At 67.4% G+C, this 19,483-nt stretch carries 12 protein-coding genes; 3 read left to right on the top strand and 9 right to left on the bottom strand.

All coding sequences use genetic code 11. The features are described 5' to 3' along the window. Nucleotides 1-121 precede the first annotated feature (121 nt). Nucleotides 122-415 carry a glycosyltransferase family protein gene (locus tag EZH22_RS15340; protein WP_203191433.1) on the top strand — a complete coding sequence of 98 codons (294 nt, stop codon included), beginning with the start codon at nt 122-124 and terminating at the stop codon, nt 413-415. Between the two features lie 118 nt (nt 416-533). Here the strand turns inward: EZH22_RS15340 and EZH22_RS15335 are convergent, their stop codons facing one another. From EZH22_RS15335 to EZH22_RS15310, 6 genes are all read right to left on the bottom strand, one after another. Then, the gene (locus EZH22_RS15335) at nt 534-9,092 is read right to left on the bottom strand and encodes a GH36-type glycosyl hydrolase domain-containing protein (RefSeq protein WP_203191432.1); all 8,559 of its coding nucleotides are present in this window, start codon (nt 9,090-9,092) and stop codon (nt 534-536) included. A gap of 92 nt (nt 9,093-9,184) precedes the next feature. Continuing rightward, a complete protein-coding gene (locus EZH22_RS15330) occupies nt 9,185-9,406 on the bottom strand; it encodes a hypothetical protein (protein WP_203191431.1) in 222 nt (73 codons plus the stop codon). Between the two features lie 173 nt (nt 9,407-9,579). Next, the gene (locus tag EZH22_RS15325; protein ID WP_203191430.1) at nt 9,580-9,843 is read right to left on the bottom strand and encodes a DUF1488 family protein; all 264 of its coding nucleotides are present in this window, start codon (nt 9,841-9,843) and stop codon (nt 9,580-9,582) included. A gap of 56 nt (nt 9,844-9,899) precedes the next feature. Next, a complete protein-coding gene (locus EZH22_RS15320; protein ID WP_203191429.1) occupies nt 9,900-10,175 on the bottom strand; it encodes a hypothetical protein in 276 nt (91 codons plus the stop codon). A gap of 121 nt (nt 10,176-10,296) precedes the next feature. Continuing rightward, the gene (locus tag EZH22_RS15315; protein ID WP_203191428.1) at nt 10,297-10,509 is read right to left on the bottom strand and encodes a cold-shock protein; all 213 of its coding nucleotides are present in this window, start codon (nt 10,507-10,509) and stop codon (nt 10,297-10,299) included. A gap of 330 nt (nt 10,510-10,839) precedes the next feature. Beyond that, nucleotides 10,840-12,000 carry an SbmA/BacA-like family transporter gene (locus EZH22_RS15310; RefSeq protein WP_203191427.1) on the bottom strand — a complete coding sequence of 387 codons (1,161 nt, stop codon included), beginning with the start codon at nt 11,998-12,000 and terminating at the stop codon, nt 10,840-10,842. Between the two features lie 468 nt (nt 12,001-12,468). On the opposite strand from EZH22_RS15310, the gene EZH22_RS15305 reads away from it, so the two are divergent. Both EZH22_RS15305 and EZH22_RS15300 read left to right on the top strand, forming a co-directional pair. After that, complete coding sequence (locus EZH22_RS15305) at nt 12,469-12,615, top strand: hypothetical protein (RefSeq protein ID WP_203191426.1); 147 nt, start codon at nt 12,469-12,471, stop codon at nt 12,613-12,615. A gap of 379 nt (nt 12,616-12,994) precedes the next feature. Continuing rightward, nucleotides 12,995-13,363, top strand: coding sequence for a response regulator (locus tag EZH22_RS15300; protein WP_203191425.1), 369 nt, complete (start codon nt 12,995-12,997; stop codon nt 13,361-13,363). A gap of 236 nt (nt 13,364-13,599) precedes the next feature. On the opposite strand, the gene EZH22_RS15295 is transcribed toward EZH22_RS15300, so the two are convergent. The 3 genes from EZH22_RS15295 to EZH22_RS15285 all read right to left on the bottom strand — a co-directional run bounded on the left by EZH22_RS15295 (nt 13,600) and on the right by EZH22_RS15285 (nt 19,427). After that, nucleotides 13,600-13,776 (bottom strand): DUF3309 family protein, encoded by a 177-nt coding sequence (locus EZH22_RS15295; RefSeq protein ID WP_203191424.1) that lies wholly within the window; start codon nt 13,774-13,776, stop codon nt 13,600-13,602. 185 nt (nt 13,777-13,961) lie between these two features. Beyond that, nucleotides 13,962-18,353, bottom strand: coding sequence for a chemotaxis protein CheB (locus tag EZH22_RS15290; protein WP_203191423.1), 4,392 nt, complete (start codon nt 18,351-18,353; stop codon nt 13,962-13,964). 279 nt (nt 18,354-18,632) lie between these two features. Continuing rightward, nucleotides 18,633-19,427, bottom strand: coding sequence for an amidohydrolase family protein (locus tag EZH22_RS15285; protein WP_231711540.1), 795 nt, complete (start codon nt 19,425-19,427; stop codon nt 18,633-18,635). Nucleotides 19,428-19,483: the final 56 nt, after the last annotated feature.

The following is a 19,483-nucleotide window of genomic DNA, read 5'->3' as shown; positions in this document are numbered from 1 at the left end:
CCGCGCCGGGCGAATTCCAGACCAACGACACCACGGCGCGGCGGCTTGCGATGACTGAACAGACGGCGTTTCTTTTTCCAGCGTTTCCTCTTGCGCCATCGCCATCACGGCGAAGGCCTCTGTGGCAGGCCGCACCAAGACGCGGCTCTGCCCACAGTTGTCGCCCCACGAGGCCGCCGCCTTCAACACCGCCGTCATACAGGACCCCGTCGGCAATATCCTCGCCGCCGGCGCGCTCGCGCGGGTGACGCCCTACGTGGCTTACGGGCCGTCGGGCGCCGGCCATTTCTTCGGCGCCCTCCTCCGCCCCGATGTCGGCCGCGTCGAAGCGGCACTGCCCGGCTTCGGCGCCTGGACGAAGAGACGTCCGCCAGCGCGCGGCTCGACCTGGAGCGGCTCCTGGACGGCCTCCTGACCGATGTCCCGCCGACGGTGATGCCTGCCACCGGTGGGCCGCGCGCACCCTTCGCGCATCTGACATGCCGTGAGCCGAACGGGTCGGATCGCGCTCCAGCTCTAGGACGGGAAACGCCCTAGCCGAGCCGGACGTGGATGACATGATCTCCGCTTCGATCCTCAAGGGCGATCAGGAGCGGGTCCGTTGCCAGTGTCGTTCCATCGAGGGTGGCGGAAGCAATCCCGCGGCTCACCCCGTTCGGGTTCTCGACGACGATGCTGTATCGCGCGCCCGCGCGGCGGATCGTCAGCTCAAAGCCCGGCCAGTCCTTGGGAATGCACGGATCGAGGCGCAGCATGTCGCCTTCCTTCCGCAACCCGAGAATGCTCTCGATCCCCGCCCGCTGCATCCAGCCGGCGGAGCCGGTGTACCAGGTCCAGCCGCCGCGTCCCACATGGGGCGGCTCGGCGTAAACATCGGCGGCGAGCGCATAGGGCTCCACCTTGTAGCGCAGAACGTCCGAGCGTGTCCGGGCGTGATTGATGGGGTTGATCATCGCGAACAAAGCGGTCGCCTTGTCGCCCTCGCCCAACGCCGCGAATGCCATCACCGACCACAAGGCGGCATGGGTGTACTGGCCGCCATTCTCGCGGATGCCCGGCGGATAGCCCTTGATGTAGCCCGGATCGAGCGCCGTCCTGTCGAACGGCGGCGTGAACAGCAGCGCCAGCCCGTCGCTGGGGCGGATCAGTTCCCGCTCGACCGCCGCCATGGCCCGCCCCGCTCGCGCAGGGTCAGCGGCGCCCGACAGCACCGCCCATGACTGCGCGATGGAATCGATGCGGCATTCCCCGTTCACGGCCGAACCGAGCGGAGCACCATCGTCGAAGAACGCACGGCGATACCACTCGCCGTCCCAGGCCTCGCCTTCGATCGCCGCGGCGAGTCCCTCCGCATGCCGCCGCCATCGGATCGCGCGCTCGGTCTCACCCCGCTTGTCCGCAAGGGGAGCGAAGGCGCTCAAGGCGGCATGCAGGAACCAGCCGAGCCAGACGCTTTCGCCCTCGCCCCGCTCGCCCACGCGGTTCATGCCGTCGTTCCAGTCGCCGGTGCCGATCAGCGGCAGGCCGTGGCCGCCCAGGGCGAGGCTCTGGTCCAGGGCGCGGGCGCAATGCTCGAACAGGGATGCGGTCTCGTCGGAGACGGTGGGCGGGAAGAAGCTGTCGTGCTCGCCCACGTTGAGCCTCTGGCCTTCCAGGAAGGGGACCCGTTCATCAAGGGCACCGGCGTCCCCGCTCACTTTCACATAATGGGCGGTGGCATAAGCGAGCCAGGCGCGATCATCGGAAATGCGGGTGCGCACGCCCCGGCCGGAATGGGGCAGCCACCAATGTTGGACATCGCCCTCCACGAACTGCCGCGCGGCGGCGCGCAGCAGGTGGGCGCGGGTCATGTCCGGACGGAGCGCGGCGAGCGCCATGCCGTCCTGGAGCTGGTCACGGAAGCCATAGGCGCCACTCGCCTGATAAAAGGCGGCGCGCGCCCAGACCCGGCAGGCGAGCGTCTGGTAGAGCAGCCAGCCGTTCAGCATGATGTCCATGGCGCGATCGGGGGTGCGAACCTCCACGGCGCCGAGGATGTCGTCCCAGCTCCGGGTCACCTCGGACAGGGCCGCACCAAGATCGGCAGCGCGGAAGCGGGATAGGAGGCCGCGCGCCTCCTCGCCATCCGCCGCCTCGCCCAGGAAGACGACACGCTCCACGCTGCCATGCGGGGGCAATTCGATCTGGGTGCGCATGGCTCCGCACGGGTCGAGGCCCGCGCCCACCAGTCCGGAGAGCGGCACCGCGCCCCTCAGCGCGGCCGGATCGGCCAGCGTCCCGTTGCGGCCGATGAATTCCCGACGGTCCCCGGTCCAGCCGGTCTGCCGCCCGGCCATGTCCAGGAAGGCGACGCGCGATCCGAAATCGGGGTTCCAGGGATTGCGCGCGAACAGGGCGCCGGTTTCGCCATCGATCTCGCTCGTCACGAAGGGCGCCGTGGCGGCCCGGGACGGGCCGAGCACCCATTCCGCATAGGCGGTGAGCGAGATGCGCCGCGGGCGGTTCGTCAGATTGCGCAGGGTGAGGCGCGAGATCTTGATGGCCCCTTCCACCGGGACATACTGGACAAGCTCAGCGGCGACGCCGTGCGCCGTATGCGTGAAGAGGCTATAGCCCCGCCCGTGGCGGCACACATAGGTCCCCGCCTCGTCGCGGACCGGCAGGGCCGTGGGCGTCCACACCGCCCCGGTATCCTCGTCGCGCAGGTAGAAGACTTCTCCGGCATGGTCGGTGACGGGATCGTTGGACCAGGGCGTGATCTGGTTTTCACGGGCATTCAGGGACCATGTGTAGCCGCTGCCTTCGGTCGCCACCTGGAAGCCGAAGCCGGGGTTGGCGATGACGTTGATCCAAGGCGCCGGGGTCGACCGGCCCGGCCCGAGCACGCTCACATATTCCCGCCCACCGTCGGCGAAGCCTCCCAGGCCGTTGAAGAACTCGAGCTCCGGTGCGACCGCAGGCGGCTCCGGAACCACCGCGAGGCGTCTGGGATGGGATTTGGCGGCGCCCGCCGCTTCGACGATCCGCTCCAATTGCTCAGCAAGGCTTCCGCGTTGGGCGACGAGCACGATGCGCGCCGCCGCGGTGAGCAGGGCGCGCGTCTCTGCCGGGATGAGGTCGGCGCGCATCACGAACACCCGCCCCGCCGTCCCGGCTCGCCCGATCTGCGGCCGCGACTGGCTGGTGAGGACCAGGGTTTCGAGCGCGGTCTGCAGATCCTGCACGTAGGAGGACTGGCGCTCGTTCATGATCACCAGATCCACCGCGAGCTGCTTCATGCGCCAGTATTCGTGCGCCTTCAGCACTTCATGCGCGACGTTGAGATTGTCCATGTCGGCGATGCGCAGCAGCACGATGGGCAGGTCGCCGGAAAGGCTCTGCCCCCAGAGGCCGGACTGGGGGCCGCCGCCGCGCAGGATTGTCTCCGAGGCCGGACGCAGCGTCGGCGCGGCATAGATCGCGTATCCGGCGAGCCGCTGGTACACGGCCGCCTCGCCCGCCGTGACGCCCAGATGGTAGAGTTCCACTTGGGCCTGCGTCCAGGCAAGCGTTGCCGCGCGCCCGTAGGCGGCGGTGTCGCGATGCTTGTCCATGCCATCCAGCAACGCCTCGCGGGTGGCGGCGGCCATGGTCCAGAAGGCGATGCGCGCCATGCCGCCCGGCTCGATCCGCACGCGCCGCCGCAGGGCGAAGACCGGGTCGAGCACGGTGCCGACCGTGTTGGAGAGCGGGCCGCCGTTGCTCACGGCGATGGGCGCGCGGACACCATGGCCGCGTCCAAGGAAGCGGGCCCGGTCGGTTTCGATCTCGGGGCCGCCCACGCCCTGGCCTTCGAGCACGCTGAAATGGGCGGCCCAGATCTCCGGCTCGGACGGCGAACGCCGCCGCCGCGTGGCGAGGATGGCGCCGATGTCGGCGAGGTATTCGGTTTCGACGAACAGTTTGGAGAAGGCGGGATGGGCGATGTCCGCCGCCTGCGGAGCCAGCGCCAGCTCGGCGTAGGAGGTGATCTCCACCTCCCGCACGCGGGGGCCGGTGTTGGTGATGGAAACCCGGCGGACCTCGGCATCGTCCTCGGCGGAGACGAGCACGTCCAGCGTGGTCTCCAGCGTGCCGTCGCGGCGGGCGAATTCGGCCCGGTCCTCGTGGAATGTCACAAGGCAGGCGTCGGGCTCCACGCCGCTCGGCTGGAAGCCGGCCGACCAGACGTCGCCGCTGCGCACGTCGCGCACGAAGACGTAGGAACCGGAATCATCGCACGTCGGGTCCTCGCGCCAGCGGGTGACGGCGAAGTCGCCCCAGCGGCTGTAGCCGGAGCCCGCTGCGGTGAGCATGGTGGCATAGCGGCCGTTTGAGAGCAGATGGGTCGCAGGTGTCGCCTGTCGGCACGAGGTGAAAACCCGCTCCGCGGCCGGCTCAAGATCCAGCACGCGGGCGGCCGAGCGCACCTGCGCCGACCAGGGCCGGACGACCGCCACATCGCGGGGCGTGCGCTCTTGCAGCAAGAGCTCGGTGGCCTGGATCATCGGTTCGGCATGGAAGCGCGCGCGCATGACCCCGCCCATCAGCGCGTCGGCGATGGCGACGATGCTCATGCCCTGATGGTGCGCCATGAAGGCCCGCACGACAGCGAGGCTCTCGCCTGCGGGAATACGGCTCGCGGTATAGTCCAGCGCCTCATAGAAGCCGTAGCGGCCGCGGGCTCCGGCGGCACCGAGGCGCGCGAGATTGGCACAGGCCGCGGCCGGGTCCGCCATGGCGGCCAGCGCCGTCGCATAGGGGGCGACCACCAGATTGTCGCCCAGCCCGCGCTTCAGCCCCAGATCCGGGATGCCGAAGTTGGAGTATTGATACGTCAGCTCCAGGTTGCGGGCGTTGTAGGCGGATTCGGAAATCCCCCACGGCACCCGCCGGCTCGCGCCATAATCGATCTGCCGGCGCACCACCAGCCGGTTGGTCTGATCCAGCAGGCTGCCGGCCGGCGCGCGCATGATCAGCGACGGCATCAGATACTCGAACATGGAGCCCGACCATGAGATCAGCGCGGCGCCGTGCGCGACCGCGGTGACCGAACGCCCGAGGCGGAACCAGTGGCGGGCGGGGACATCCCCCTTGGCGATGGCGAAGAAGCTGGCGAGCCGCGCTTCGGACGCCAGGAGGTCGTAGCAGTTCGAATCGAGCGTGCCCTCCGACATCAGATAGCCGATGGACAGGAGGTTGCGGTCCTCGTCGAGCAGGAATCCGAACTCCATCTCCAACGCCATGGACCGGGCGGTGTCCTCGAGCGCCGCGAGGCGGGCCGCCAGTTCGGCGCCCGCGGCGGCATCCGATGTGAGATCGCGGCGATGGCTATCGATGGCGTCGAGGCTCGCCTGGGCCCAGAACAGCATGTCCGAACCCGCCGGATCGCCACGCTCGGTGGCCAGCGCGCGCGCGATATCGAGCATGGTGTCCGCCGCGGCAGCGAGGTGGTCCAGCCGCCGTGACAGATTTTCCTCGGGCAACGGCATCCGCCGCACGTCGCTCGCCAGCGCGGCGAGGGCTTCATCCAGCTGGCGCAGGGTCACGGTCTGCGTGCGGCGCCCGTCGCGCAGGCCGACGGCCTCCGCGCGGGTGAGGTCCAGCGCGTCGGCGATCCCGGCGAGGCATTGGGACGGCGAGCGCGCACCGGTACGCCATTCCTTCAGTGCGTTGGCGAGGGCAATGAGATGCCCGGCCAGATTTCCGCTGTCGACGGTCGAGATGTATTTCGGCTCCAGCGGGCGCAGGTCGCCGGTGTCGTACCAGTTGTAGAAATGACCGCGGAAGCGGCTGAGGCAGGCCATGGTGGTCAGCGCCGCGTCCAGCCGGTCCACGGCCTCGCGGGTTCCCAGCCAGCCGAAGTCGTGGGCGCTCGCCACCGAGAGCAGGTAGAGCCCCATATTGGTGGGGGAGGTCCGGCGCGCCAGCGCAGGTGCGGGATCTTCCTGGAAATTGTCCGGTGGCAGATTGTGATCCGCGTCGGTCACGAAGGCCTCGAAGAACCGCCATGTGCGGCGAGCCGTCAGCCGCAGGGTGTGGGCATCCGCGTCGGACATCTCCAGCCGGGCCGCCGGCCGGGGCGATCGGCTGACGAGGCGCGCCACCGCCGGCGAGGCGGCCCACACTGCGGCGAATGCGACCGCCAAAAGCCAGGCGCCATGCCCGCCGGCCCCCGAGACGACCAGCGCAACCGCGGCGATGACGAGAGCACCCGCCATCCGCCGATAGAACGCCATGAGATCCAGGCGCCGGGTCGAGGTGGCCGCAGCGGCGGGAACCCATTCCAGCAGATGCCGCCTTGTGACCAGCAGGCGCCAGAGGGTGCGCACGATGGCGTCGCCCATCAGCCACGCCTCATGCGCCAGGAACACCACCATGAGCGCCGACTGGAGCAGCGCGAGGCGGAGATCCCCCATCAGCGCGCGCAGGTGGCTCGCAACGGCAATCCCCCGCTGGCAGGGCACGATCGCGCCGAGGACAGGAATGAGATTCGGCAGCGCGAGGGTGACCAGCACGAACGCGGTCCAGATCAGCGCGGCGGTCCATGGCAGGGTCCAGCCCGCAATCAGGGCGGCGACGGCAAGGGGCGCGGAAAGGGAACGGCGCAGGTTGTCCAGCATCTTCCAGCGCCCCATGGCCGGAATGTCGCCGAAGCCGTGAGCCGCATGATCCGGCTGGGGGCCGCACCCGACGATCCAGGGCAGAAGCTGCCAGTCCCCCCGTGCCCAGCGATGGCGCCTGAAGGCGCTGACGTCGTAGCGGGCGGGGAACTCCTCCACCACCTCCACGTCGGAAGCAAGGCCGGCGCGCGCGAACACGCCCTCGAACAGATCGTGGCTGAGCAGGGTCGAGTCGGGCACCCGCCCGGCCAGCGACGCCTCGAACACGTCCACGTCATAGATGCCCTTGCCGGCATATGAGCCCTCGCCGGACAGGTCCTGGTAGACGTCGGACACGGCCGAGCCGTAGGGATCGATGCCGCTCATGCTGGAGAAGGTGCGCTGGAACAGCGAGCCCTCCCGGCCCATGGGCAGCGACGGCGTCACGCGCGGCTGGAGGATCCCATAGCCTTCCACCACTCGCCCGGACGCCACATCGAACCGTGGTCGGTTGAGGGGATGGGCCATCTTGCCGATCAGCCGGCGGACCGTATCGCGCGGCAGCCGTGTATCCGCGTCGAGCGTCACCACGTAGCGCACATCCGCGGGTACCGTGGGCGGGTGCCCTTCGATGTCCGTGAAGGTGGTGTCGGCGGCGCCGCGCAGGAGGCGGTTCAGCTCGTGCAGCTTGCCGCGCTTGCGCTCCCAGCCGATCCACCGCCGCTCGCTTTCGTTCCACACGCGGCGACGATGCAGCAGCAGGAACCGCGCGCCGCCGGGCGCCGGTCCATAGCGCGCATTGAGCCGGGCGATCCCCGCCGCAGCGGCGGCGACCAGGGCGTCGTCGTCCGCCGCATGCTCCGCATCGGCATCGGTCCAGTCGGACAGGAGCGCGAAATGAAGGTCGCCTTCGGGGCTGGCGAGGTGGTGAATCTCCAGGTGTTCGATATTCTCCTCGATCGAAGCCGGACTGGCCAGCAGCGTCGGCACCGCCACCAGCGTGCGCAGGTGGGAGGGAACGCCGTCACGCAGCTCCAACGCCGGCAACGCGGTCGCTCCGAAACCGAAGCTCATGGCACGGTTGACCAGAGCCACTGCGGCATCGAGGGCCGGAACCGTTCCGAGCAGCGTGAGCAGGACGAGCTGGACCCCACCCACGCCGGCATGGCCGAGCGCCAGCAACGGCAGGGCCAGGAGCCCGGCGGCGGCGATGGCGATCGCCCCCACATAGCCGCCGACACCGAAGGCCCGGTTCAGGCGCGTGGAAATGTTTCCGAGCGGCAGGCGAAAGCCGATCTCCTGCTCGAACGCCCGCCGCCCACCTCCGATGAAGTGGTAGCCGGGATCGCTCTCCCGCCGGATCGGGGCGCTGTCGCCGGGCTCCGGGACACGCGTGGTCGCCGCGATGGCGGCCTCGGCGATCTGAAGCTCCGTGAGGTGCGAGCCGCGCGCGAGCTGCTCGATGGCGTTGCGGTAGAGATTGCGGGTGGCAAAGTCCATGGCCGTGAAGGCACTGCCCGCGGTGAGCATCCCGTCTACAAGGCTTGTGCGCTCGAACATCCCCTTCCAGTCCAGATCGGAGATCAGCCGCAGGCTGGTGATGATGTTGCGGACCGTGACGTTCGCGGCGCCCTGGCTGCGGTGCACGTCGCGCACGACCGCATCGGCGTTGGCACCCTGCAGCGCGAGGCGCTGGTCCAGCCATGTCAAGGCGGGCGTGATCCTCGGGTCCTGGTCGCGCAGCCGATGGACCAGCTGCACCGCGAGCGCATCGGCGATCGGGCCCTGTTCGTGAGCGACAAGCACCGACGCGACCGGCTCGGGCGGGCGCCCGCTCAGCCCGAGCAGGCGATCGGCCAAGGCATCGGCATCGCGCCGCGCAACGCGATCCTCCACGATCCGCTCGGCCATGCGCCTCAAATTTTCGATGAGAACGATCCGCAAGGTGATGGACACCGCCCACAGCTCGCCGATGGTAAGCGGCTGGACGCTCTGATAGGCGCGCAGATAGCGCGCCAGCATCTCCGGATCGAAGCGGCTGTCGGTATGGGCCACGAACGCCCATGCCACTCCGAACACGCGCGGATAGCCGACGAACGGCCCGGCGGCGAGCTTTGGCAGTTGGCGATAATAGCCCGGCGGCAGATCGGAGCGGATCTGCCGGATCTGCTTTTCCACCAGATGGTAATTGTCGATCAGCCATTCCGCCGAGGGGGTGATGGCGCCGCCCTCGGTGATGGCATCGGCGATCGCCCGGTAGGCCTCCAGCAGAACGACACCGTTGTCGGCGAGGCGGCCCGAGAGCGCATGCCCCCTGGCCAGCCGGGGCTCCACGAGCTGGGCTGCGGCGAGACTGCGGGCATGCTCCTCCAGCCGCTCGACGCTGAACAGTTCCTGGCGGATGGGTTCTCGGTCATTCCAGGGAGAAGACGCAGGTGAGCGCCCGATGGTGGTGAGGAGGAGAGAGAGCAAATGAACCTTTCTGCCGCGCTTTCCGGCGCGCGGTGGACCTGAACGAGCGTGTTTCCAAGGCCGCGCGGGTCGCCCCCGCGCTCGCCATCCGCTCACCCCTCGATCGTGTCGGCGAAAGCACGGGCGAACCGCACCGCCAGAGCCCGGGCATCGGCCTCAAGCTCCGCATGGGGCTTCGGCGCGACGGAGGCGTTGCGGACAGGAATTTCGAGCGTGAGGCAGCCGCCGCCGACATCCCGTTCGCGCCAGATGATCCGGGCGAGGACGTGATCGGCGTCGAGCGACTGGAAGATGATGTTGAGGCCTTTATTCATGTGGACCTCTCTGGCGGTGCGTCCGGGCAAGTGCGGCACAAGTCAAATGCCCCTCCACATCGGACCCACGCGTCGCGGCTCAGGCTGCTTCCGCCTGAGCGGATCGCGATCTGCCTAAAGATAGAGAACGCGTTTTCCGATCGGCTTGCGATGCAAGTCGATCGTCGCGTGCTCTAGAAATCGGAAACGGAGAGCCGATTGAAATTCTGTCGCCGCCGCGCATAGATGCCGCCGGCGACACGCTCGATCCGTGTCCGGTTTACGTCGAAAGCCCGCAGCGACGCGGTTTCACCCTGCTCTGCCCCGGGGCTGAACTTATGCAGGACATCCACGTCCACATGAAACGAGATCTCGAACGTGGAATCGTGGCCCCAAAAGGTGACGCAGCGTCTGGTCGGGTCGTAGACCCGGCTTGCGTTGAGAAACTGGAGCGACATTGGAATTCCCCGTGATGGTCACGTCCATCCGCTCGGCCGTGACGGGAAAAAGGGACCTAATGGCTCTCGACCGACTGCTGCCGATCCTTCATCAACGCGGCGTCCAGCTCGACTGCCTCGATGGCGAGGCACGCGCTTCGGCCCTGAGGCGCCGAAACCGCCGGCGTGTGCAGCATGGTCGCCACGCGGCGGTAGGCCGTGAAGGAGAGGCCGAGAAGCTCCTCCTCATCGATCGCCACGCGATAGGTTCCCGCGGGCAGGACGCCATCGGCCCCGCTCATCCGGAAGGGATGATCGAACGTGACCATCGTTTCGTGAGTTCTGATCATCATGATATTTCTCCTGTCGAATCCGCATCGCCCCGGTCGAAGCTGCCGGTACATCCGCGGCCAGCCGCGCGAGGGCGATGCGGCGGCCGGCCGGTTCCGAAAGACACGGAGCCGACCGGCGGGATCAGCTCAGATCCTGAAGTTTTTCAGCCGAAAGCTTGCCGCTCTTGCTGTCGGTGACGAGCTCGAAGCTCACCTTCTGGCCTTCGCGCAGATCGCTCAGGCCCGCCCGTTCCACCGCGCTGATATGGACGAATGCATCGCTGCCGCCCGCGTCGGGGGCGATAAATCCAAAGCCCTTCTGGCTGTTGAACCACTTGACGGTTCCCTCAATCATGGGAAACCCTTTCATTTTCGAGATATAGCTTGCCGAGCCTCGCCCGGTCGTCGAAATCGCTTGTTTCTGGCGAGAGATATTGGTTGGGCGCCGAGATAAATCCCGCGCAAAGCCAAGTTATCCGACTTTCTATCGACGAAAATAATATGACCCTGAATGCAGAAAATTGCAATAATATTCTTGACGGCAAAGATCCCGTTGCGTTGACGTGTCACCGCGGGTGGAAAGACGCGAGCGTTTTTTAAAGGCTCATCCCGCCAGAACGCACTCCATGCGCATCGACAAAGCTGCACGGGCGGCCTGCAGGGGCCATCGTTCCGTGGATCGAGCCTAGTCCCGCGGACCACCACCGGCCTGAGCCTTGGGGCCGTTGTTTCGGTTTCCCGCGGTCATCTCGAGGTTCGCGGGCCGCTCGGATTGGTCGACCTGATCCAGCGCGAGCAGGAGGGACGCAACCCGGTTCGCGGAAGACCTCCACTCCGCGAGACGGGCATAACTGTCGGTGATCCAGTTGAATGCCCCCTGCACGATGGTGAACGCCGCGGCAGCCTGGACGACCTCGCCGAGGCTCATCAGCCCGACGAGATATTTCGGCATGCAGAGCAGCAATCCGATCACCGGCGTCAGCAGCAGATTGGTCTGCGAAACCAGCGTCATCCGCATAAGCTGCCAGCAGAGCGCGCGCCATTGGGCAATCACCTTCGCCAGCGCCTCGCCGATGACCTGTCGTCCGTCTCGCCTTGCATCTGGATGCACAGGCCCTTCGCCGCTCTCGCGCAAATGGGACCCGATCGCCCGCAGATCGGCTTCGGCGCGTTTGCTTTCCGCCAACACGCGCATCAGGTGACGGCCGATGAACATCATCGCGGCCGTAACCAGCACGGAGTAGGCGACAACCGCGAGCACAAGATATCCGGGGATGGAGACATGCCGCCCGAAGACCGGGAGGACGAGTGAGCCCCCGACGCTCCAGAGGACGCCAATGAAGGTGATCGCGTTGAGCACCGACGAAAGCAGCCCGACCACCAGGTCCACGGGCACGTCGGTTGCGACCTTGGCGTCCTCGGCGATCCGATACTCCGGCGTTTGATGCTCCCCCAGCATGAACCTCAGCCGGCGGTGGCGACCGCCTCCCAGCCAGAAATCATAAAGGTGGCTACTGAGCCATTTGCGCCATTCGCGCTGCGTCGTCATGCGCACCCAGACCGAGATGATGACGAGCGCGATGCTGGCGGCGGCCAGCGGCACGAAGTGCTGCGCCTGCCTCCAGAGTTCCATGCCGTCCTTTCTCCCGACGGCATCGAAGAAATCACGGTTCCAAAAATTCAGCCGATACTGAGTCCACAATTGCAGAAAAACCGTGATCACCATCACCGCCACCAGGAGCCAGGCGCGCCAGGCCGCGCGGCCGCGCCAGAACCCCGATGCGCTTTCCCAGAAGCGGGAGATCAGGCGCCTTTGATCTGGAGGAAGGTACGGATCAAGAGACATCAGAACCATCCAGGAAACGCCAGATCGACCCCGCGGCACGCCACGCGGGACGTGGGGCCCGCGGCAGCGTCACCCACGCTCGCGTCACGGGTCAAGAGGCCGCGTCCCAGTAGGCGGAGGCAAGGCTTCCGCGCCCAACGCGGGACGCCGCCATCCGGGGGTAAGCCGCTTGGTTCAGGCGAATGTTTGCCTTACGCTTATGCTTCGGCTTCACGGCGGCATGTCGCATGCCCGGGAGACAGCCGCGACGCGTTCATCGGGGCGAGCCGACGACAATTGGGACGGGTTGCAATCGGGCCCGCGTCTGTTTGCCACCCGCGGCGACGGGGCTCCTCCGGCATCAAAGGGGATCCGCATGCTCGGCCACCCCGGCCCGTGAACCCGCCGCGGCCCCGCATGTGAAATCGAAGGGAATTTCGGAATGTACTGGAGCGTCTGCTCCCGGGCACTGCACGAAGGTCGAATGAGATGAACCGGAATATTCTTTACCTCGCCATCGGCGTACTCGTGGCCGCCGTCGCTGTTGTCGGCTACCAGCTTTACAAAGAACGGCAAAAGCCGTCCGGCATCGAGATCAATATCGGAAAAGGCGGCATCTCCATCGAGGAGAAGTAGGGCGCCGGCGTTCAGGCGACGCAAAGGGAATGCCGCTGTCGCCAGGCGGACACCTCCGCGATCCCGCAAAACCCCTGCGCCTTCAGCGGTGTTCCCGACCCGGCCGACGGCTGGCCATGCAGGTGAGTATTTTCCGACCCTGCTCTTTCGTCTTTCCGGTGCGCTAACGTGCAGATGGTGCGGTTCCCCCCGCCGCGGCATGCCGCGATCGCGCCCTGCCGGCGGCAGCGTTCTGCCGCCGGTTGACTTTTCGGCTGCTCCAACCGGGAGACCCAGACATGGTGTTCATGCACGATACGCAGTCGGCGAACATCCGCGTCCAATCGGTCGAGCTGCCGAACAAGCACCTTGCGGCCACCATCGATCGGCACGCCAGGCAATGAAGAAGGGCCTCCGGATTCTCATCGTCGAGGACGACGCCATGATCGGCATGCATCTTGCCGAAGTGCTCGAGGAGATGGGTCATGAGGTCTGCGCCGTCGAAGCGACCGAAGCCGACGCGGTCGCAGCCGCGGAACGCTGCATGCCGGACCTCATGATCGTGGACGCATGGCTGCGAAACGGCAGCGGCATTTCCGCGGTCGAGAGCATATGTCGAAGCAGGCCTGTGCCCCACGTGTTCGTCAGTGGTGACGCGGCGAGCGTCAAGGCGATCCTGCCGACGGCCGTCGTCGTGGAAAAGCCGTTTCGGGAGGAAGTCCTCGCCCGCGTCATCCAGCGTGTCATCGACGGCATGGCCACGCCCTGAGCCACGCCCTGAGATCCACGCTGTTCGCCTGACATCGGCGGCGGGCAGGCCGAAACGACGGCCGGCCGACAGATCAAGGCACCCGGGATACCGGCGCATGGGTCGGTGATATCGGCGGCAGCCGCCGCCTGATCTCGATGCGGTGAAGATGACCCCCGGCGCCGGCGCACCGCTCACTGCGCGACGGTTGCCGTCATTCGCCCTGCCCGTTCACCGTCGCGGCGGAGAACCTCAGCTTACATGCGGCCGAGATTCAGCCCCTGGAGGCCGCCCACCAGCCACAGCACGACGATGATGAGCAACAGAAGGCCGAGCACGCCGCCGAGGCCGCGGCCGCCATAGCGATTGAAGCCGTAATAGCCTCCGCCGCCGAACAGCAAGATCAGAATGACGATGAGCAATAAGGTGGACACGTTTGGATCTCCATGGACTGAGGCTTCAGCCGAGGCCTGTCTTTGCCGCTCGATCACACGGACGCTACGGAAGCATCCGATGCGTGAGGCATCGCGCCGTGGCCGCACTTCGTCCGGTCCCGCCGGGCGTCGCCTCAAGCCCAATATGATCCCGTAGAGAGCGAGGCGGCAGGATCGGAAACTACTTAGCGCACCCGTGCCTCTGAGTAGTTTCCGATCCCCGTCCAGGTGGCGGCGAGCGCAAGGCGAGCCAGTGCCGGCAGTGATTTCGCGCCGGTCTTCTTCATGATCGCCGCGCGATGGTTCTCCACCGTGCGCTGGCTGATGCCGAGGTCGGCGGCGATGTTCTTGCTGGGATGCCCGGCCAGCACAAGATCAAGGATCTCGCGCTGGCGATCCGTGAGGGACGCCAGCTGTTCCGCAGCGGTCGCGTGCCACACCGGCCGCCTGTCCGCGCCGCGCGCCTGTTCGAGGGCCTGCTCGACGCAGGCGAGCAGTTCCTCGCGGCCGACCGGCTTCTCGATGAAATCGAACGCGCCGGCCTTCATGGCCTGAACCGCCATGCGCACATCACTGTTGCCGGTGATCATGATGGCAGGCAGGCCGTCGCCGCCGTCGTGGAGCCGCCGCAGCAATTCCAGGCCCTTCATGCCGGGCAGGTAGGCGTCGATGAGGAGACAGCCTTCGCGGCCCGCCCGATAGACGGCCAGAAAGGCTTCGCAGCTGTCGTAGTCCTCGACCGTCCGCCCGTCTTCCTCCAGCACGCTGCGCATGCTTTGCCGGACATGATCGTTGTCATCCACGATGAAGATGACCGGCGGTGCCGCGGGCCCGAAATCTCCCGCCGAGGGCGGCGCGCTTCGCGTCATGCCCGGCGGATGATCGCCGAGTTGCTCCTGGATGATCCGCGCCAGCTCGTCCGACTTCACCGGCTTGTTGAGCTGCACGCAGTCATGGGCCGCGATATCGCGCAGGGCGTTCGTCGATATGTCGCCGGTCACGATCACCACGGGAACCGGGCTGCACAGCCTGGCGCGCAGCCGCGCCGCGGCTTCGAGACCGGTCATGCCGTTGGGCAGGTTGTAGTCGGCGAGGATGAGGTCAGGCCGGATGGCGCTGCGGTCCACCAGGCCAAGCGCCACATCGCCGTCGGGCGCGGCTGAGACCGTGTGTCCCTCGCCGGCGAGGAGGAGTTCCAAAAGGGAGCGGACGTCGGGATCGTCCTCGATCACCAGGATCGCCGCCTTCCGCCCCGCCGGCGCGTCGATCAGGCCGGGGACGTCGACCGGCGGGGCCACGCCCTGGCGCGCCGGGACGCCGGGCGAGAGCCTGACGTCGACCGAGAAGACCGAGCCATGGCCGGGACGCGAGCGCACCTTGACAGGATGACCGAGCAGGAGCCCGAGCCGCTGCACGATGGAGAGGCCGAGCCCGAGGCCGAGATTGCGCTCGCGGGCCGCGTTGTGGAGCTGGTGGTACTCATCGAAGATCGCCTGCAGCTCGGTTTCGGGAATGCCGATCCCGGTGTCCCACACCTCGATGCGCAGCCGCGGTCCATGCCTGCGGCAGCCCACCAGCACGCGGCCGCGCGGGGTGTATTTCAACGCGTTCGAGATGAGGTTTCGCAGCATCTGCTCCAGCAGGCGCGGGTCGCTTTCCACCGAAAGCCCGCATGGGATCACCCGCAGGGTCAGCTTCTTGGCGCGCGCGTGATAGGTCAGCTCTTCCCGCATGCGGTCGAGCACGTCGTTGATCGGGAAGCCGACGACGTCTGCCCGGATGGTGCCGGCCTCGATCTGGTTGATGTCGAGCAGCGCGTTCAGCATGCCCGACATGGCGCTGATGGTTTCATCCAGCCGCTTGACCAGCCGTTCCGCCTTCTCGCCCTCCGCCGCCTTCGCCAGGAGCCCCTGGAGCAGAACGAGCGACTGCAGCGGTTGGCGCAGGTCGTGGCTCGCGGCGGCCAGGAAGCGCGACTTGGCGCTGTTGGCCAGCTCCGCATCCCGCCTCGCGGTCTCCAGCGCGTCGGCGGCCCGCCGACGCTCGGTGACATCGACGAAGGTGATGACGACGCCGTCGACGCCGTCATCCTGGGTTCGGTAGGGCAGGATACGGCGGACATACCACGCCCCGTTCCGCGTCCCGATCTCCCGCTCGTGCGCCACGGAACCCGCCAGCACCGCCTGGATGTCCGGCATCAGCGTCTCGTCGGCGGCCAGCGAATTGAGGTCGGACAGGGGCCGGCCCACATCGCTCGGGATGACGCTGAAGAGCGACCGGGTGGCCGGGGTGAAGAAGCGGATCTTCAACTGGGTGTCGAGGAACAGGGTCGCCACGTCGGTGCTGTAGAGCACGTTCTGAAGGTCGCTGGAGGTGGTGCGCTGCCGCTCCAGCGTCTCCTGGAGCTGGCCGTTGAGGGCGGTGAGTTCCTCGTTGAGGGATTGCAGCTCCTCCTTGGAGGCCAGGAGCTCCTCGTTGGTGGACTGGAACTCCTCGTTGACGGAGAGCGCCTCCTCGTTGACCGCCTTCTGCTCCTCGGTGGACAGCTCGAGATTGCGGATGGCGCTCTCGAGCTCGGTGCGCGTGGATGCCAGCTCCTGTTCGAGTTCGGCCACGCGCCGCAGCTCACGCTCGGGCATCGGCCGGTCGGAGCGGCCGCCGGAGACTACGGGACTGTCGAGAAAGCAGACCAGCAGCAGCTCTTCACCCTGGCTCAGCACCGGGTGCACGGCGATGCTGAAGGCGACGGCCTTGCCGTCCCGGTGGGTCCTGCCACCCTCCACCACGACGCGCGTCTTGTCCTGGGTGGCCCGCTGGATCCCCGCCCTGAGCTTGGTGCGCACGCCCTCCCGCGCCATGGAGAGCAGATCAAGGGTCGGCTGCCCCGGGGCCAGCCTCAGATAGGCGTCGGTCGATCCCAGGGAATACAGGCACTCGTAGTTGCGGTTGATCAACACCGCCGCCGGCGCATAGGTCTCCAGAACGAGCCTCCGGCAGAGCTCGGCGAGCGCGGTTTGGCGGGATGGCGAAGAGACCTGTGCGGGACGCGCGGAAAGGCTCACCCCGCCCGAGGCGCCGATCGAGAAGCTCAGATCACCCGGCCGGCGCTGCCCAGTGCGCCGGTAGACCCGCGCGGGCTTGGAGACGACCTCGAACCGGGCATCGGCGCTCCCGACCTCCTCCGACGTTCCAAGCAGCAGAAGCCCGCCCTCGATCAGCGCGAAGTGGAACAGCGAAACGATCCTGGCCTGCGCCTCGGGCCCCAGATAGATCAGGAGGTTGCGGCACGAAATCAGATCGAGGCGCGAAAACGGCGGGTCCGCCAGCACGTTCTGCACCGTGAACACCACCGCGGCGCGCAGGTCCGGCGTGATCCTGAAGCCGTGCGCGTCCTTGGTGAAGAAGCGTTCGAGCCGCTCGGGCGACATGGTGCCTGCAATGGTCTCGGGATAAAAGCCCTCCCGCGCCTTCGCGACGGCATCCGGATCGATATCCGAGGCGAACACCTGGACCCGGACGTTGCGCCTGGCGGCGGTGATGGCCTCGAAGAACAGCATGGCGAGGGAATAGGCTTCCTCCCCGGTGCTGCAACCCGGCACCCAGATGCGAAACGGGCGATCGAGGGGATGCTCGCGCACCAGCTCGGGGATGATGTCCCTGGCGAGAAACTCGAACACCTGGGGATCGCGGAAGAAGCCGGTGACGTTGATGAGCAGGTCCTTGGCCAAAAGATCGAGCTCGGCCGGATTTTTCCGCAGCAGCTCCAGGTAACGCTCCATGTCGCTGCCACCCATGGACGCCAGGGCCATGCGCCGTTCGGTCCGGCGCTGCAGCGTCCCGGGCTTGTAGAGGGTGAAGTCGAACGCCGTGCTGGCCCGCAGGAGATCGACGATCTGCGCCAGGGCGACATTCGCCGGTCCGTCGTCCGGCTGCCGGCCGTGCGTCAGCAGCGCTGCGGGGATCTTCCCCACCGGCAGCACGAGATCCACGGCGCCGGCGGCAATGGCGCTGCGCGGCATGCCGTCGTAGTCGGCCTCCTCCGGGTCCTGGGCGAGGGTGAAGCCGCCCTTCTCCTTTACCGCCTTCAGGCCGGCGGTGCCGTCCGCCCCGGTGCCCGAAAGGATCACGCCGATGGCGTCGGGGCCATAATCGTCCACCAGCGACTTCAGGAGAAAGTCGAACGGCAGCCGCGCGCCATGCGGTTCTTCGGGTGCGGAGAGACGCAGATGGCCGGCATCGACCGACAGATAGAATCCCGGCGGGATGATGTAGAGGTGATCGGGCTCGATCGGCATGCCGTCCGCGGCCTGCTGCACCACCATCGAGGTGTGGGTGGCCAGAAGATCCGCCATCATGCTTTCGTGGGTGGGGTCGAGGTGCAGGACGAGAATGAGCGCCATCCCGTGGTCGCCGGGAAGGGCGTCAAGCAGCTTCTTGCAGGCCTCCAGACCACCGGCTGAAGCCCCCACCCCGACGACGGGAAAGTCTCGGGACCAGCGAGCCGGGGCTGCCGCCAAGGGAGGTCCCTTTGATCTTGGCGCGTTCCCTCGGGCCGCGCGGGCTGGCAACTTCGGCATTGTTTCTCATCTGCCCGCTTCGCGAGGAACTTTCGCGGACATCATCTAAGTCCTTTTATCACAACGATAAGTAATTTAGCGAAAAATCGCTCCGACACGTTGATACCCATCATATCCAGCGTTCCGGAAATCGCCTTGATGGGGAAGGCGCGGGACCAGCCTGCCGGGCTCTCACGCTGATGAGGCCGCAACATGCGCCGCCCGGAAGGGTCCGGGCGGCATGGATGCGCAGGTGCAGACCGGCGGAAGCGGCGCCGTGTGGATGGGGATGCAAGCTTCTCAGTCGAAGCCGTAGAGGCGCGCGGGGTTGTCCACGAACACCAGGGATTGCAGCTCACGCGGCGTCTCGGTCAGGCCCAGGGCGCCGGCAAGCTCCCCATCGTCCGGCATGCCCGCCCACAATTCCGTATGGGGCCAGTCGGTGGCCCAGAGCAGGCGATCCGGCCGGTGGGCGAGCAGGGTATCGACGAAGGGGCGCAGGTCCGCATAAGGAGGACCCTGCCGGCTGATCCGGTAGGGCGCGGAGAGCTTCAGCCAGAGGCCGCCGCCGGCCAGAAGACGCAGGAGCCCGGTGAAGGCCGCGCTCGTGACCGACCAGCGCGGGTCCAGAAAGCCGAAATGGTCGAGCACCAGTGGCGCCGGGCAGTCCTGCGCCAGTGCGGCGAGATCCGCCCCACGGGACAATTCCACCTGGAGCTGGATGTGCCAGCCGAGGGGCGCCACCCGCCGCGCCAGCCCCGCCACATCCTCCAGCGCCAGGCCTCCCGGATTGCGGCGGTTCACCCGGATGCCCCGCACGCCGGTTTTATGCAGCGCCATGAGGTCGTGGTCGGCCATGTCGGGGCGCACCACCACCACGCCGCGCAGGCGGTCCGGCATCTGCCGCAGGGCATCCAGCAGGGCCGAATTGTCGGTGCCGTAGACGCTGGGTTGCACCAGCACGGCCCGGTCGATGCCCAGTGCCGCCATGACGGGTCGGTAGTCCTCCAGCGTGACCGGCTGCGGCGTGTAGCTGCGCCCCCGGCGAGGGGGTAGCGCGCCGCCGGGCCGAACACATGCATGTGCGTGTCGCAGGTGCCCGGCGCCAGCACCCGCCCGGTCCCGGTGGTGGCGAGGGGACGCGGCGGCAG

Source organism: Xanthobacter dioxanivorans (assembly GCF_016807805.1).
Classification (GTDB): Bacteria; Pseudomonadota; Alphaproteobacteria; order Rhizobiales; family Xanthobacteraceae; genus Xanthobacter; species Xanthobacter dioxanivorans.
The sequence above is the reverse complement of the archived record's forward strand: the minus strand, read 5'-3'. Positions and strand labels throughout refer to the sequence as shown.

Coding starts and splice junctions, on each gene's coding strand:
- EZH22_RS15300 (WP_203191425.1), top strand. CDS start 12,995: ATGAAGAAGGGCCTCCGGATTCTCATCGTCGAGGACGACGCCATGATC.
- EZH22_RS15315 (WP_203191428.1), bottom strand. CDS start 10,509: ATGATTGAGGGAACCGTCAAGTGGTTCAACAGCCAGAAGGGCTTTGGA.
- EZH22_RS15305 (WP_203191426.1), top strand. CDS start 12,469: ATGAACCGGAATATTCTTTACCTCGCCATCGGCGTACTCGTGGCCGCC.
- EZH22_RS15330 (WP_203191431.1), bottom strand. CDS start 9,406: ATGAATAAAGGCCTCAACATCATCTTCCAGTCGCTCGACGCCGATCAC.
- EZH22_RS15290 (WP_203191423.1), bottom strand. CDS start 18,353: ATGCCGAAGTTGCCAGCCCGCGCGGCCCGAGGGAACGCGCCAAGATCA.
- EZH22_RS15320 (WP_203191429.1), bottom strand. CDS start 10,175: ATGATGATCAGAACTCACGAAACGATGGTCACGTTCGATCATCCCTTC.
- EZH22_RS15325 (WP_203191430.1), bottom strand. CDS start 9,843: ATGTCGCTCCAGTTTCTCAACGCAAGCCGGGTCTACGACCCGACCAGA.
- EZH22_RS15310 (WP_203191427.1), bottom strand. CDS start 12,000: ATGTCTCTTGATCCGTACCTTCCTCCAGATCAAAGGCGCCTGATCTCC.